The organism is Actinospica robiniae DSM 44927, from assembly GCF_000504285.1.
In the GTDB taxonomy this organism is placed as follows: Bacteria; Actinomycetota; Actinomycetes; order Streptomycetales; family Catenulisporaceae; genus Actinospica; species Actinospica robiniae.
In genome coordinates this window covers 3,871,448-3,885,831 of sequence record NZ_KI632511.1, presented here as the reverse complement: position 1 = coordinate 3,885,831, position 14,384 = coordinate 3,871,448, and the positions used below count along the sequence as shown (strand labels likewise).

Annotated in this window: 14 protein-coding genes and 1 pseudogene; 6 read left to right on the top strand and 9 right to left on the bottom strand. The window is 67.3% G+C overall.

From position 1 onward, the window contains the following. Positions 1–91 precede the first annotated feature (91 nt). Both ACTRO_RS45750 and ACTRO_RS16445 read right to left on the bottom strand, forming a co-directional pair. Positions 92–424: a DUF397 domain-containing protein gene (locus ACTRO_RS45750; protein ID WP_084316312.1), complete on the bottom strand. Its 333-nt coding sequence runs from the start codon at positions 422–424 to the stop codon at positions 92–94. A gap of 840 nt (positions 425–1,264) precedes the next feature. Next, positions 1,265–3,157, bottom strand: a complete 1,893-nt coding sequence (locus tag ACTRO_RS16445) for a glycosyl hydrolase family 28 protein (protein WP_084316311.1) — start codon at positions 3,155–3,157, stop codon at positions 1,265–1,267. A 952-nt stretch (positions 3,158–4,109) separates the two neighbouring features. Here ACTRO_RS16445 and ACTRO_RS43435 point away from each other — a divergent pair. Further along, positions 4,110–5,339, top strand: coding sequence for a cellulose binding domain-containing protein (locus tag ACTRO_RS43435; RefSeq protein ID WP_051450938.1), 1,230 nt, complete (start codon positions 4,110–4,112; stop codon positions 5,337–5,339). Positions 5,340–5,465: 126 nt separating this feature from the next. On the opposite strand, the gene ACTRO_RS16435 is transcribed toward ACTRO_RS43435, so the two are convergent. The 4 genes from ACTRO_RS16435 to ACTRO_RS48125 form a co-directional block, all read right to left on the bottom strand. Further along, entirely contained in the window at positions 5,466–5,897 is a 432-nt protein-coding gene (locus tag ACTRO_RS16435; RefSeq protein ID WP_034263988.1) for a DUF7144 family membrane protein, read from the bottom strand. A gap of 836 nt (positions 5,898–6,733) precedes the next feature. Further along, on the bottom strand, positions 6,734–7,345 hold the full coding sequence (locus ACTRO_RS16430; protein ID WP_063628012.1) for a HutD/Ves family protein: 612 nt from the start codon (positions 7,343–7,345) through the stop codon (positions 6,734–6,736). Between the two features lie 79 nt (positions 7,346–7,424). Continuing rightward, complete coding sequence (locus tag ACTRO_RS16425; RefSeq protein WP_063628011.1) at positions 7,425–8,120, bottom strand: hypothetical protein; 696 nt, start codon at positions 8,118–8,120, stop codon at positions 7,425–7,427. Between the two features lie 73 nt (positions 8,121–8,193). After that, positions 8,194–8,421: a hypothetical protein gene (locus ACTRO_RS48125; RefSeq protein WP_034263986.1), complete on the bottom strand. Its 228-nt coding sequence runs from the start codon at positions 8,419–8,421 to the stop codon at positions 8,194–8,196. Positions 8,422–8,479: 58 nt separating this feature from the next. Here ACTRO_RS48125 and ACTRO_RS16410 point away from each other — a divergent pair, with 58 nt between their 5' ends. The 5 genes and pseudogenes from ACTRO_RS16410 (at position 8,480) to ACTRO_RS16395 (ending at position 12,333) form a co-directional block, all read left to right on the top strand. Further along, a complete protein-coding gene (locus tag ACTRO_RS16410) occupies positions 8,480–10,348 on the top strand; it encodes a PD40 domain-containing protein (RefSeq protein ID WP_169739908.1) in 1,869 nt (622 codons plus the stop codon). Between the two features lie 265 nt (positions 10,349–10,613). Further along, a complete protein-coding gene (locus tag ACTRO_RS16405; protein ID WP_211244284.1) occupies positions 10,614–11,198 on the top strand; it encodes a DUF4241 domain-containing protein in 585 nt (194 codons plus the stop codon). A gap of 13 nt (positions 11,199–11,211) precedes the next feature. Beyond that, the gene (locus ACTRO_RS51435) at positions 11,212–11,343 is read left to right on the top strand and encodes a hypothetical protein (protein ID WP_425394860.1); all 132 of its coding nucleotides are present in this window, start codon (positions 11,212–11,214) and stop codon (positions 11,341–11,343) included. Beyond that, positions 11,325–11,636: pseudogene (locus ACTRO_RS49675) on the top strand (transposase); the annotation flags it as partial. The gene ACTRO_RS51435 and the pseudogene ACTRO_RS49675, both read left to right, overlap by 19 nt. Positions 11,637–11,832: 196 nt before the next feature. Beyond that, positions 11,833–12,333 carry a hypothetical protein gene (locus ACTRO_RS16395; protein ID WP_034263979.1) on the top strand — a complete coding sequence of 167 codons (501 nt, stop codon included), beginning with the start codon at positions 11,833–11,835 and terminating at the stop codon, positions 12,331–12,333. 681 nt (positions 12,334–13,014) lie between these two features. Here ACTRO_RS16395 and ACTRO_RS16390 read toward each other — a convergent pair. Genes ACTRO_RS16390 through ACTRO_RS16380 form a run of 3 tightly spaced genes read right to left on the bottom strand, consistent with a single transcriptional unit; the run spans position 13,015 to position 14,372 of the window. After that, positions 13,015–13,452: a hypothetical protein gene (locus ACTRO_RS16390; protein ID WP_034263977.1), complete on the bottom strand. Its 438-nt coding sequence runs from the start codon at positions 13,450–13,452 to the stop codon at positions 13,015–13,017. Positions 13,453–13,464: 12 nt separating this feature from the next. Next, the gene (locus tag ACTRO_RS16385) at positions 13,465–13,902 is read right to left on the bottom strand and encodes a hypothetical protein (RefSeq protein WP_034263975.1); all 438 of its coding nucleotides are present in this window, start codon (positions 13,900–13,902) and stop codon (positions 13,465–13,467) included. A 17-nt stretch (positions 13,903–13,919) separates the two neighbouring features. Then, complete coding sequence (locus tag ACTRO_RS16380) at positions 13,920–14,372, bottom strand: hypothetical protein (RefSeq protein WP_157436283.1); 453 nt, start codon at positions 14,370–14,372, stop codon at positions 13,920–13,922. Positions 14,373–14,384: the final 12 nt, after the last annotated feature.

Below are 14,384 nucleotides of genomic sequence, written 5' to 3'. Positions count from 1 at the left end.
GAACAGTCTTCTGGGATACATGCGCCGACCGAGCTGGACGGCTCGCGGGTTGGCCGTTTAACCGCGCCTCCACGGGAATGCTCACTGTCCGTCACCCCACCTCTCCGCTGGGCAGCCTTGTCGACGTCACGCCGACACTGGATGCGGTCAGACGTACGGCATCGAACTCGCCGAGCAGGGCACCGCAGAGGAACTGGGTCCATTCGCTCAGGGTGAAGTACAACGGCGCGCGTTCGGGATCCTTCGAGTCGCGCACCTGGATCCGTCCATCACTGAAACGAACCTCGACGCAATTATCGCTACTATTGCAAAGCGATGACTTCCGCCACGCTTCACGCTCCGCTGTCCGCTCTCCCACCCCGAGCTCCCTAAAGGTGCTAACGCGGGCTCCATTCCTGATGCCCCACCTTGGCAGAATCCTCATTTGCAAATGCAATGTGCTGGACTTAGGTTGTTCGTGGTTCAGCCAAGTTTCCAGAGACTCAGTATACGAGCATCGACTGCCCGCCACCAGAGGGTTATTGTGATCCGCGCCACGGTTGCGTGGCCGCCAGTTCTGGCGGTGACTACTCCAGGTCCCTTGCCGCGCTCTCACACCACTACCGTACCCGATGCGGTGTCAAGCACGCTCCCATGTCCCGAAAAAAGGAGCATGAGCCGGTAGCGCACCCTGGCGTACGCCTCATGAGCGTCTCTGAGTCTGGCGTGAAGCCACAGCTCAGCGTACCCGAAAACCATGCCCAGTCGAAGCTGAAGCGTACGTCGATTGAAATCATGCCAGTGACAATTGGCGTTGCCGAGTTAAGTAGTTTACATAAACAATGTATAAATCTCGGCCTCTTCCGTCGGGGCGGTATCGGCAACCCTGGTCCGCACGTGCGCATGCAATTTGCATATTCACATGCGGAGGCAATTACGACTGGTGTGCATCTCTTCGCGGCTTCGATCTTCTTCGATCATCCTGGAACTCAAGCGAGTAAATCAACGGAGGTCCCATCTGCTGACATCACATCGGGTCGAGATCGCTGGCCTGATCGCCTTGGGTATCAGGGTCAAGGTCGACAGAGGAAGGCTGCAGCGGTCCGATATTCGAGCATGCCGGCGGCGGGCGGCGTCCGTCATCCAAGCACTGCTGGCGGCGCCGAAACCGCCGAAGCCGGCGGGGCCACGACTCCTGTACGCGTCGCGGCCCCGCCGACCTCCTATCCCGGACCCCTCATGTTCCCCGCAGGACCATCAGGGTCCTACATCAGGCGTGCCGGGCTCACAGCCCCGGGTAGGAGGGGAAGCTGCAGCTCGGCACGCTCCCGCTACCGGAGACGCTGCTCACGCTCACGCCGGTGCCCGAGGCCGTGATGTTCGAGTCGTACGTCTTGATGCCGGCGTACTGGGCCGAGGTGGTCGTCTTGTCGAGCTTGATGTTCTCCAGCGTCAGGTTGAGCGGATCGGCGGAGCTGTATCCGTCGAGCAGCGAACTCGCTCCGGAGACCGAGTTGGTCGCGACCACGCCGTTCAGCGTGATCCCGGCGAAGTTCGGGATCGCCGAGCCGTTGCCGCTGGAGTAGTTCGGGTCGATGTCGATCAGGGCTTTGATGCCAGTCATGCAGATGTTCTGGTAGGTGACGCCGGTGACGGTGCCGCCGGCGCTGGAGTCGGACTTGACCCGGATGCCGTTGTCGCTGGTGCTGGTGATGCCACCGCTGTCGGTGCCGGCCAGGGTGTCGTTCAGGAACGTCACCGAGTTGACGCCGCCGGCGGTCTGGCTGCCGATGGACAGGCCGTGGGTGCCGTAGCAGTGCGAGTTCTCCACGGTGATGTGCGAGGCCGCGGAGCCGGAGTCGGACTTGACCGCGATGCAGTCGTCGCCGTCCTGGATGTAGCTGTCGTCGATCAGGACGTTGCTGGTGTTCTCCGGGTCGATGCCGTCGGTGTTGCGGGAGTTGGCCGGGGTCTTGATCCGCACGCCCCACACCGTCATCCCGCTGCCGTTCTTGAACAGTACGTGGTACATCGGCGAGTTGAGCAGGTCGATGTCGTAGAGCGTCAGGTTGCTTGCGCCGTCGCTCTCCACCAGCTTGGGGTTGTTCTGGCTGCCGCCGCTCTTCGCGGCCGTCGCCAGCGCCCACCAGGTCTCGCTGGTGTTGAGCATGTCCTGCCCGCCGCGCCCGTCGATGGCGCCCTGGCTTCCGGAGGAGCTCTGGGTGCCCATGATTCCGCCACCGCTGCCGGACATCGTGATGAAGGGCTTGCAGCCGTTGTCGCTGGAGGCGATCGTGCCACAGGTGGCGCCGCCGGAGATCTGGTAGCTGGCCGGGTTGCGCGACGCGTACAGGGTCACGCCGGAGTCGACCAGTAGGACCTCGTTGGCACCGATGCTGAGCGGACCGCTGAGGAACGCGGCGTTGCTCCCGCTCGCCTTCAACTCGACCGCCTTACCCGAGCCCGCGCAGCTGTTGAGCGCCGACTGGATCCGCGAAGTGTCCGGCGGCGCAGATTCGGCGCTGCTGCTGAACAACTCGTTGCTCGTGGACAGCGTCGCGCTGAGCGAGGTGCAAGTGGACGGAATGGAGGGCTGCCCGGAGCCCGACGACGAGGACGACGACGGGGATGGGGAAGCCGACGCGGACGGGCTCGCCGACGCGGACGGGCGCGCCGACGGCGAAGCGGACGCGCTCGGGGTGCTGGACCCGCTCGACGCCGTGGTGTTGCAGGCCGCGCCGTTGAGCGTGAACGAGGTCGGGCTCGGGTTCGTACCGCTGGTGTAGGCGCCGTTGAAGCCGATCGAGGTGCTGGCGCCGGTGGCCAGCGCGCCGTTGTAGCTCTCGGACGTCACGGTCACGTTCGAACCGCTCTGGGTGAAGGTGCCGTTCCAACCGGAACTCACCGTCTGCCCGCCGCTGAAGCTGAAGGCGAGCGTCCACGTGGTGATCGCGGCGCCCTCGTTGGTGATGGAGATGTTCGTGCTGAAGCCGCCGGGCCAGCTGCTGGTGACCGCGTACGAGACCTGGCATGCAGGGCTCGCGGCCTGCGCGCTGGGCATCGTGAGCGCCGCCACGCCGGTGCCGAGCAGCGCGGTGACGGCCGCGACTGAGAACACGGCGAGGCGTCGGTGCGGCAGGTGTGACGGGTGCGGGGATCGCGCGACTGGTGATCGCATCGCGTTCCTTTGCGTCGAAGGGATTCGTCGGCCGTCACCCTCAAAACGGCTGGCCGCAATGTAGGCGGCCTGCGCCAGTCGGGCAACGAACCGCGTAGAGCCGGGCGCGCACCGCGGTCCGCCGAGGCTGCGTCAGGTCCGAAACACCCGGCCAGGAAGGCGTTGTGAGCGTGAACACAGAGACTGCCTCCATCGAAAATTTCACCCCTGCCTCGGTCTTCCGCCATCGCGGCCCACACATCAGGACTCATCTTGCTCAGCTTGTCGGGTGGGCCGGCGGGGCTGAGAACGGATCATCGAGTACGCATACCCAGCCTGACATGCGGGAGGGGTGGCAGCGCCCTACCGCTGGTCAAGTGCGACCGTGCCTTGTGGCGATGCAGGGCTTTGTCGGCTGCCTCCGCCGTGCTTTCAGCGCGCGCTGAGGACACCGTCGACTGCCCGGTTCCGTGCCGGTGACGAACCGCGATCTCGTTGCTCAGCGCCCTCCCATTCCTCGGCAATCATCCGACCGCCAGTCAACGCCGTCATCCAACCCGCCGGCCGACAGCGGGGGAGTGGCGACCCGGGTCCTGGCCGGAAGCCGGGTGTTCCGGTGCGTCGCCGGCTACTACAACCGCAGGAGGCTTTGCTTGGCTGGAGGAGATCAATCTCAAGGTCGAGGCAGCGCCCTACGGCGGCTTTCCGTGGACGGTCCTTCCGGGCGCTGTGTTCGAGTCCTGGCCCAACGGCCACAACGGTTACGGCGCGGGCGTTGTCATTCGCAGACCCGTGGCGTCGACCGCGGGGACGCCGCGGGTGTAAGGGCTCTGGGACGCCGTACGCGTTGAATCTTTCACCGTGTCCGCGCTGCTGACCAGTGCGTCGCACCAGGGGCCGTTGCCGCCGTGCGGCCGGGTTTTTAACATCCCACTTGGCACGTATCCGATTCGGAGCGTTATGGGAGGCCACGTTGCGTTTTGTCATCTTCCGCCGGGCGGCGGTCGCCCTACTCGCGGTATCCGGGGCGGTGACGGCCGGCGTCCTGCCCGCGGTGAGCGCGGGGGCAGCCACGTCCGGCCCGGTCTGCAGCTACCAGGTGAACAGCGACTGGGGAACCGGATTCACCGTCCAGGTCTCGATTACGAACAACGGCCCGGCGCTCTCGGGGTGGACGCTGCAGTACGCCTACGCGGGCAATCAGCAGCTGACGAACGGGTGGAACGGGACCTGGTCCGAGTCCGGGCAGAGCGTCACCGTGACGAACGCGTCATGGAACGGCACGCTGGCCACCGGCGCGTCCACGACGGCCGGAGCGCAGTTCTCCTACCGCGGCACCAACACCCCGCCGCAGGTCGTGACCCTCAACGGGACCGCCTGCTACGGCGCCGCCACCGCATCGCCCTCCGCGTCTGGATCCGCGTCTGCATCCGCATCGCCCTCCGCGTCTGGATCCGCACCACCCTCCGGGTCGGCATCCGCCTCCGCATCCGCGTCCCCGCCGCCGCCGGGCACCCCGATGGCGACGATCACGAGTCCGGCGTCCGGCAGCGTGATCCCGGTCGGCTCGAGCGTGACGGTCTCGGCCACTGCGAGCATCGTCGGAGGTGTCGGACTCGTCGACTCCGTGACGTTCTACGCGACCGACTACTGCTCGAAAGCGGCCGTGGAGCTGGGCGTGGCGAGCGCGGCGCCGTACAGCGTGCAGTGGATGAACGTGCCCTCGGGCCCGTTCGGCATCAGCGCGGTGGTCGCCACCAGCCGGGGCCTGAGCGCCATGTCGCCCGCCATCCCGATGAGCACCACCGGCGGAACCACCCCGCCCTGCGGGGCGGCCGAGCCGAACGGCAACCCGGCCGTGGCGATCGTCGCCCCGAGCCCGAACACGATCGTGAACAGCGACACCACGGTCTCGCTGACGGCCGTGGCCAGCTCCGAGAGCGGATACCCGATCGACTCGATCACCTTCTACGCGGTCGACACCTGCGGCACCACGACCACGACCGTCCTCGGCTCGGTGACCAGCGCACCGTACACGCTGCATTGGGTCGACCCCACGCCCGGAAACTACACGCTGACCGCGGTCGTCAACGCCGGCAGCGCCCCGGTGACCTCGGCCCCTGTCCAAATCGCCGCCGGGCCGAACGGCTTCCCGCCCCCCTGCCCCACCTTCCCCTCGGCATCCTCGTCCCCGTCGCCCTAAGGCGCTGACTTCTGACCTCAGACCTCTGACCCGTGCGGCCGGACGCGCCCCCGCGTCCGGCCACACGGCAATTGCCGCAGCGCCCGGCCGAGCCGCCCGAGCTCGTCAGGGGGCTCAGGCTGTGAATCAATACTCTTCTGGGTGCTTCCTGATCCCGGCGCACAGTGCCCAGATGATGAAGATGTCGATGGCGATCAACACGACGGCCCATACGGGGTAATAGGGCAGCCAGAGGAAGTTGGCGATCAATCCGAGCCCGGTGAGGCCGATGCCGATGACGCGCGCCCACATGGCCCCGCTGAAAAGGCCCAGACCCGTCAGGGCGATGAGGAAGCCCAGGATGAGGTGGATCCAGCCCCAGCTGGTGAGGCTCAGCGTATAGGCGTAGTTGCGCGTGACGACGAGCAGGTCGTCCTTGGCGATGGCGGTGATCCCCTGGAATACCGCCATGACGCCGCCGAAGAACATCAGGACCGCGGCGAAGATCGTCCAACCTGTGGCGAACGGCCGCAGGGAGGTGTCGGTGCTCCTCGGCGGCCCGGTGGCGTTGCTGGTCATGCTCGAACTCCTTCGCCTCGAATCGGGCAGTATGACCGGAACATTCCACTTCCAGGTTCACACGGCGGGAACGGGGCCGCACTCGCGCCGCGCCACGACGCGTGTCTCCCGGCCGAAGAAGAGCCACATCAGGAGCACGCCCGCCGGCATGAGCCACCGCTGGTGAAACGCCGGGCCAGGCAGGCGCTGCTGGCTTCGGCAACGCGTCAAAGCAGGATGTCGACCTGACAACGTCTTACAGCGATGTGTCGGCCGCGTTCGACCAGTTCGCCGAGTACCCAGGCGACACCTGGCCCGTGATCGAGTTTCGTACGCTGGGGAATGCGTCAACTTCGTGCGCCGTTCCCGGCGCCTGACACGCAGAATGTGAGCGCTTCTTCCCAGCTCAAGGCATGCAGGAACCTGCGAGGTGGGCTTCCTTCGCCGGCATTGTCCGGATCAGGTGTTGGAGGTCGCCATCCGGCTTGCCGCCCGATCGGCCTACTGACCGTCGGCTCTGCACGCCCTTGGCCTCTCAGCCCGCCTCAACTACTCGCCGGGCTCCCTCGCTCGCCCCACAGGTCCATTACTTACTTTAGTCGTGATCATGCTGGAGCGCACCCGCTTGCTCGGCCTTGCCGCTCTGGCTGCGGCCTGCGGCATCCGCATCGTCGTGGATCTCGCCGCGTCGAGTGCCCGGTGTCAGGTCGAGTGTCCGGTGTCAGACTGGGAGGGTGCGTGCATGGAATCGCATGCGGCCGGATGTCGATCCGGACTGCGCGCGCGATCCGATCATTCGCTCGACGAACCAAGGCCTGCTCATCGGGCGGGTTCAGGGGTGACGAGCCGGCATTCGTCTACCCCTGACCACGCTGCGGCAGGTGGATGTGGATCTGCGCGAGCATGCCCGTGCCGGATACGCACACGGTGCCGGGCTGATCCCGGAGCACCGTGTCCAGTCGGCTGAGGGTGATTGCGTCGACGGCTGCCTCGGCGTCGGCCGGCTGGAGGACCAGGCCGTCGGACAGGGCCACCAGGACGAGCACGCAGCCGGTGTCTACAGGGATCCGGCACGGTGCGGCGGCGTCCACCGGGATCGCGCGCATCGTTCCGGTCGTCTGTCCCCGGCGGGTCATCAGGTTCAGATCCCGGGTCGGGCCGGCGGGGATGCGCCCGACGGTCGCGGCGTCTCCGGGAAAGGCGAGTGGGGAGAACGGGGCGAGCCGGTGCTCGGCACCGTTGACGTCGAGGATCATCGCGGCGCCGTCGATCAGCATGATCCGTCGATCGACCCCGGGGAACGCGGAGAACGGCCCGTCGTTTTCGACCTCTGCGATGCTGACCCGCCAGGCGAAGTCGGCGAGGCTCGCCCCGGCCGGGCCGTCGGCGATCTCGCGGGTGCGGCCGCCGCCGTTCTTCCATGGCGTGACGCTGAGATCAGCCCAGCGAAGCACTCTTGTCGCGCCCACGTCGCCTCCTGGTCTTCGCACGGTCGGCCGCGCCGACACCGGCCGCAACCACGGGGAATCCGGAAGGAGCTGATTCCGGTCAACTTCTCAGTTGACTGAGGATCATCGAGGCCCGGGCCTCGGCGGCGTTCTCGTCGACGCCGAGGTACCCGGGGCAGGGTACGTCATCGCGCTCGGCCCCGGCGGTCGCCGCCTTGAGCGCGGCGGCGACCTCGGCGGCGAGCTCGGGCAGTTGCGCGGCGCCGAGTCGGTGCGCGCGGTACTCGAGCAGTTCGCCGAAGCGGAACAGGACCTGCTCGTTCAGATCGAAGTGGTAGTCGGCGTATCCGGCGAGCGCACCGCCGATCCCGTCGATCTCGCCGCGTGCCTCGCCGCGGCGCAGCTCGACACCCTCGACCACGCCGCTCAGGCTGCGGCGGGCGTTGGGCCGGGCGAGGTACGGGCAGACCACGGCGGCGTAGAGCATGCAGGCGCGGTGCCCGCCCGGCTCGGTGGTCGGGGCGGCGTTGCCATAGCCGACGCCGTTTCGCAGAGCCCTGGCGATCGCCTGGGCTTCGAGGTCTGCGACGACCCGGTACACCGAGCCCGGGTCCAGCGGCGTGCCGCAGATCGAGCACAGCCGCTCGGCCGCGCAGATCAGGATTCGGGCCATCGAGGTCAGCGCGAAGGCGGGTACGCCGTCGTTCCACGGCGTGATGGCGAGCACCGGATAGCCTCGCGCGTCGCGGGGGCGGGCGGCGAGGGCGGGCGGCATCGGCACCTGGTCGAGGTCCACGGCGAATATTCAAGCACAACCGTTATCCAGCTGTCGCCGATCTGTGGCAACCGCGCGAAATCCAGGCCCGTCTTCAGGTCGTGTCACGTCGGTCGCGCGGCCGGGAGACCGCGCACTTCGAAGGGGGAACAATGTCCAGGGCCTTCCACCGCCACAGGATCCTGCTGTGCACGGTCTTCGCCGCCTCGCTGGCCTGCGCGGCCTGCGGCGGAAGTCCGGCGCCGAGGAGCACGGCTTCAGCCGGCGCCTCGGGTGCGTCGGGCGCGCCGAGCACCACCGCGTCGGCCAGCGCGAGCGCCACGACGCAGATCTCTTACTCCTCGACGGTGCCGACGATCAGCAACGGTACCAACAGTGTCTTGATCAACGGTCGGACGGTAACCTTCCCGACCACCGTGACCGACGCGGTCTGGTCGCCCAACGGCGACCGCCTCGCCTTCGTCGACGCGCAGGGGAACATCTGCGTCTCCCGCCCCGACGGCACTGAAATCAAGGTACTGACTCCTGCTGTGTCCGGCGTCACCCGCTCCGGTCCGACCTGGGAGGACGGCGGCGGCGAGGTCGTCTACTCGCGCACCGGGGGCGATGGGATCGCAAAGCTCTACGAAGTGGCCGGCAGCGGCCAGGACGTCGACGCGCACGGCAATCCGACCGAGACGCAGGTCTTCGAGACGAGCACCGACGGCGGACGCGACACCGCTCCCAGTGCGGTCTTCGACGCCGCGGAGACCTGGTACTCCCAGGTCGCCGGAGCAGGGCCGCGAAGCGTGCTCGTCTACCAGCACGGCACCGCCTCCGGCGCCGAAGTCCTGATCACGGACCGGAACATCAGGAACATCCAAGGGTTCAACAAGCTGGTGACCGGGAGCCAGCCGGCGCTCGCCCCGAACGGCGAGCGGACCGCGTACGTCGACGGCAACGGCCAGATCGACCTCGTCTCGCTCCACGGAAACGGACCGAGCAAGCCGGTCCGGCTCACCGTGGGCCTCAGCGGCGTCACGCACCTGGCCTGGTCCCCGGACGGTTCGACCCTCGCCTTCGGCACGTCCACCGGCGTCGACTCGATCCCGGTACCGGCGAACGCCGTGTCCTCCAGCGAGCAGCCGGTGACGCAGGTCTCCGCGACGCCCGGCGTCCCGACGTACCAACCGCTGCCGGCCACCGTCGTCGCACGCATCAGCGGCCAGGATCCGACCGCGCTCTCGATCGCGCAGTCGCAGGCGCGGTTTACGACACCGAAGGACTTCGGCAGCACGATGAACGGCCCCGCGGCATTCAAGGTCTACATCGCTCCCGCCGACCCGACGCAGAGCGAGTACGACCTCGCCGCGAGCCTCTCGACGGACATCTTCAGCGGGCCGGTTCTGCTCACCGCGTCCGGCCACGGGCTCGACGCGCGGGTGTCCGCCGAGATCAAGCGGCTGCTCGGCACACCGAACCCGGATTCCTTCGTCGAGACCTCGGCGCCGCAGACGATCACGATCGTCGGCGGGACGGACGGCGTCTCCGCCGCGGCGGAGCGGCAGTTGCGCGCGCTGGGCTACCCGGTGGTCCGCGACGACCCGAGCAACGTGATCGCCGGCACGCCGAAGCCCGAACACGCCAACGGCCATAACGTCGTCCTCGCCGACGAGCACGACCCTGCCGCCGTCGCGATCGGCGCCGCCGTGGCCCGGCTCAACAACGCGAAACTCATGTTCACCGACGGCTCGACGCTGCCTCCCGCGGTCGCCGCGTACCTCAACGCGGACACCGTCGCCGATCCCACGCCCGGGGAGGATTACGGCCACGCTCAGATCGACGCCGTCGGAAACGGGGCCACCCAGGCGATCGGGACCTGGAAGCAGGTTCCGTACACCCAGGTGACGACGGTCACGGCCACCTCGGCCGAGGATCTGTCGGGCAAGGCCGCGGCACTCTTGTCGGACGGACCGCTCGGCATCGACCTCATCAGGTCCGGAAACCTCACCGACTCGCTCTCGGCGCTCGACCAGACGGTCTACACCTCCGACTGGCCGCTGATCGTCGACCCGACGAGCGGTCTGGCCGGCACCGAAGCCTCCTGGCTCGGCGCGCAGGGCGGTTCCGTCGCAGAGATCTGGGTCGACGGCTCCGCCGACCTGCCGGACTCCGTCGTCGGCCAGGTCACCAGCTCGCTCGGCGCGCTCTCCACGAACGCGGTCGGCAACCCGGTCAGTAGCGTCGTCAGCTGGACGCCCCCGCAGTAGACCCGCGCGATCCCTCGCTGCGCTCCGCCTCGGCGGAGCGCAGCAGCACCCTGGACACGTCCTTCCGGAGTATGGCGGTCACGCAGGATCAGCGAGACTCGCCAGACGTGTGCCCCGTCAGTAGTGCCCGTTAGAGTCGCACACAACTTCTCGGCGCGACACAGGGACGACAACCATGGCCATACCTGCCCCCGACTTCCACCGCTTGTTCACTGTCGGATCCGTATATACGCATCCACAGGGCCACACCGCCACGGTCGCGAAGTTGGAGACCTCCAAGCTGGTGATGCCCACCGGTCAACTGGCTGCTTGTGATCCTTTCGTATACCTGCCTGACGACGTCGCGCCGTTCCGCACCGCTGTCCTGCCGGGGGCCTACACGGTGGCGGTATCCGTAGTCGAGATCGAACACAAGGACGCTCCCGCGACCGAGGAGCCGCACTACCGGGTAGCTGCGGCAAGAGTCCTGGTAACCGGCGAAGAGGTCGCCTCCTGGGAGTTGGCGCTCACGGGGGATCAGGACCTGCACGATCTCGGACCTGATGAGTTCTTCGGCTATGGAGTCGATGCAGGCACGGGGTGCTTTGTCGACGCATCCGCGGCAGGATCGTTCGGCCCGTTCGATGGTACTGACGACGATGTGCTGCTGGACGCGTTCTACGGACCGCAGAGCGGAAACCCGCTGGTGGTCACCTTGATCGACCCGTCGAGCCAGGCCACCCTGGTTGCCTTCGCCTCCGGCTGGGGCGACGGCGCTTACCCCACGTGGGTAGGACGCGACGATGACGGGCGCGTCGCTGCGTTCGTCACCGACTTCCATGTCGTTCCCAGCGGGGACGAAACCGAGTAATGCGGTGTCGCCCGTGCTCACCGTAGTCGCCGCCGATGGGATGACGCCGAACGGCTCCCTGATCGACGACGCCGAGCGCACGGTGGCCTCCGCCGCGGGTCCCGTACTGGTCAAGGCGCCGCGGATCAACGACAAGCGCGTCTAGCCGGAGACCGGCGATCGACGCCGGTTTGCCTCAGCGACCTGTCCGGCTGCGACTACGTGCATGTGTGGGCCGACGGCGTGCACCTGAAGGTCCGGCTGGAGGAGGCGAAGGCGTGCGTGCTGGTGCTGCTCGAGGTCTGCGCCGACGGGCGCAAGGAGCTGATAACCCTCGATACCGGCTACCGGGAGTCGGGCGAGTCGTGGGCGAACCTGCTGTGCGATGCCGCCCGGCGCGGGATGCGCGCCCCGGTGCTCGCGGTCGCCGACGGGGCCCTCGGGTTCTGGAAGGGCCTGAACGTCACATCAGATCTGTCTGTGGCCAGTTCCAACCCCCACTGGCGGCCGGTTGGTCGGGAGTTATCCGGCCGCGGCAGCGACACGTTGTGCAACGATGGTGATGAAACCGATGCCGTTCCAGTCGTCATACCTGCCTACGTGCGTACCAAGCTTCGAACACCGGCCCACGAGGATGTTGCTGGAGGATGGATCCGTGATCGGTGACCGGTGGGGCGTGAGCGACGCCGAGATCTTGCGCTCCTACCCGTGCGACGACTTCGTCACTTCACCCGCGCTGCAGGCGTGGCGGGGCGTCCGCGTCGCGGCGCCCGCCGAAGCGGTGTGGCCGTGGGTCACACAAGCGAGCCTTGCGCCGTATTCGTACGACTGGATCGACAACCTTTGTCGCCGCTCACCTCGCGAGCTGGTGGGACTCCCAGAGCCTCAAGTCGGAGAACGGTTCACGACCGCTGGCGGGCGCCAGCTGGGTCAGATCGTCTCTGTTAGCCCAGTGAATCAGCTGACGGGCAGCATTATGGGCGCCTTCATGTCCTACGTCCTCGTGCCCCAGGATCACGACACGACGCGCCTGCTGCTCAAGGTCGTCATGCGAACAAGCCGCTGGGCGGCCCCCGGGCTGTCCGTGGGCGATCTGATCATGGCTCGACGGCAGTTGCTGAACCTGAAACGGCTCGCCGAGCGGCATCAACACTGAGCTGCTGATTTGGGTAGGCGGCTTGCCGCCGAGAAGCCGAGTTGAACCGGTATAAGAACGCTGTCGCTGGCGCCCGACAGCGAACAGTGGCTTGTGGCGGTCGGTGCGAATGGCCGTGGCTGGGACCAAATCTGGTCGGATCAACTGGCCGGCCACGCGGAATTCTCGCTGGCCACTGACACCTGAACAAAGGTCCCCGCATGCCGCAAGAGCTCCTGATACGAGACGCCACGGTACAGCATCAGTTTGACCCACCGTCCTGCCGCTTGACGTACTATTCCACGGTCAAGCGACGGTCGCAGACGCGGAAGAGGCCCCGTCCGATTTCTCGAACAGGGCCTCTCACCTGCAACTTCACCGTCGGGCTGACAGGATTTGCGTCTGCGACCCCCGGCCTGCCCGCGGCCGGTCCGCGAGTCGGCGGCTGGAGACCGGGTCCACGGATCGCGCGCACCTCAGTAGAACGCTTTAACGACGGGTGTCGGACAACGGGCCCGTTCAGGACCACGGGTCTGTTCACTACGATGAACCGGATCGAGTTGAAGGGCCGTCAAGAGGCGCTGGTTCAAAAGGTGGCGTCTGCCACCGGCGCGGAGGAGATCAGGATTACTCGGAGCGTTTCGACTCCGCCCGGCGCATGACGGAGCGCGGCGGCCTTCCGGTCGCCGCGCTCGGTCTGGCCTAGCCGCAGAGGGTGGGCTCGTCGGTGTCGTACGTCCTTACGCCGTCTCCGCCGCCGAAGTCCACGCACTCGTGCGGCGCGTAGGTGTAGACCGGTCCGGCGTAGTAGCTGTAGGAGCCGCCGTCCCAGGCGCCGTTGTCCGCGTTGCCGCCCCAGGAGCCGTTGGGGCCGAAGAGGTAGACGTAGGTGCTGGTCGGAGTGCCGACGAACGCGGTCTTGATGTTCACCGCGCAGTCGGTGGATCCGTTGTAGGAGACGTAGATGATCGAGTTGGACAACGGAACCTCGGCCACCGGGTAGTAGCCGGACCCGCAGATCGCGGCCGCCTGCGACTGGGAGGCCGCCTGCGCCGGTCCGGCTGCTGCCACGAGCGCGCCGGTCAGGATCGCGGCCGTGGCGAGACCCGCGGCGGAGGTGTGCTTGAATCGTGTCTTCATGTCAGGCTCCTTCTAGCCGCACAGAACGGGGCCGGTGTTGTAGTAGTCGGAGACCGACGTCTCGCCGGCCGCGTTGATGCACTCGTGCGGGGCGTACACGTACACCGGGCCGGCGTACGTGGTGAACTGGCCGTCGTCCATCCCGTCCCCCTGGTTGCCGCCGTATCCGGTGCCGGGCCGGCCGTCCAGCCCGATGTAGGCCTTCGTCCAGGTCGGGGTGCCGACGTTCACGGTCTTCATCAGGACCGCGCAGTCGGTGGATCCGTTGTAGGACACGTAGATGATCCCGCCGGGCAGGCTGTAGCTCGCGTCGGCCCAGAAGCCCGATCCGCAGATGGACGCTGCCGTGGACGCGCTCGCGGCCTGCGCCGGTCCGGCGGCGGCGACGAGCGCCGTCGCCGCGAACGTACCCGCGAGTGCGAGCGCCTTGGCGCGCTTACTGATCTTCATTTCCGTTCCCCCTTTCTTCAGCCGCAACTGTGCTTGGCGTAGTCGTACGCTTGCGCGATCAGTCGACCGCTCGGATCCCACATGTCGACTTCCTCCCAGACGCAGGAGCCGACTCCGTACTCGCTGACCGGTCCGGCGTAGTAGCTCCAGTTGCCGGGGTCATCATTGCTTCCGTAGTTCGTCCAGATGGTCAGGTCCATCCGAGTCGCCTGGCCGACGAACACGTTCTTGTAGGCGACCTCGCAGTTGGTCGTCCCGTTCCAGTAGGTGTCGACGTACGCGACGACGACGTTCGTGTACGCGCCCGTGTCCCCGTAGAACGGCGTGGGACCCCACACCAGGGTCCCCGAGCACGGCGAACTCGCCGCGCTCGCCCCGCCGGCGCCCGTCACCCCGAGGGCACCCGTCGCGCCGACGACCAGTGCGGCCGAGAGTGCGGCGCGCGTGGCCCGGCCCGTGATCCTTCCCAATTCCATCCCCTC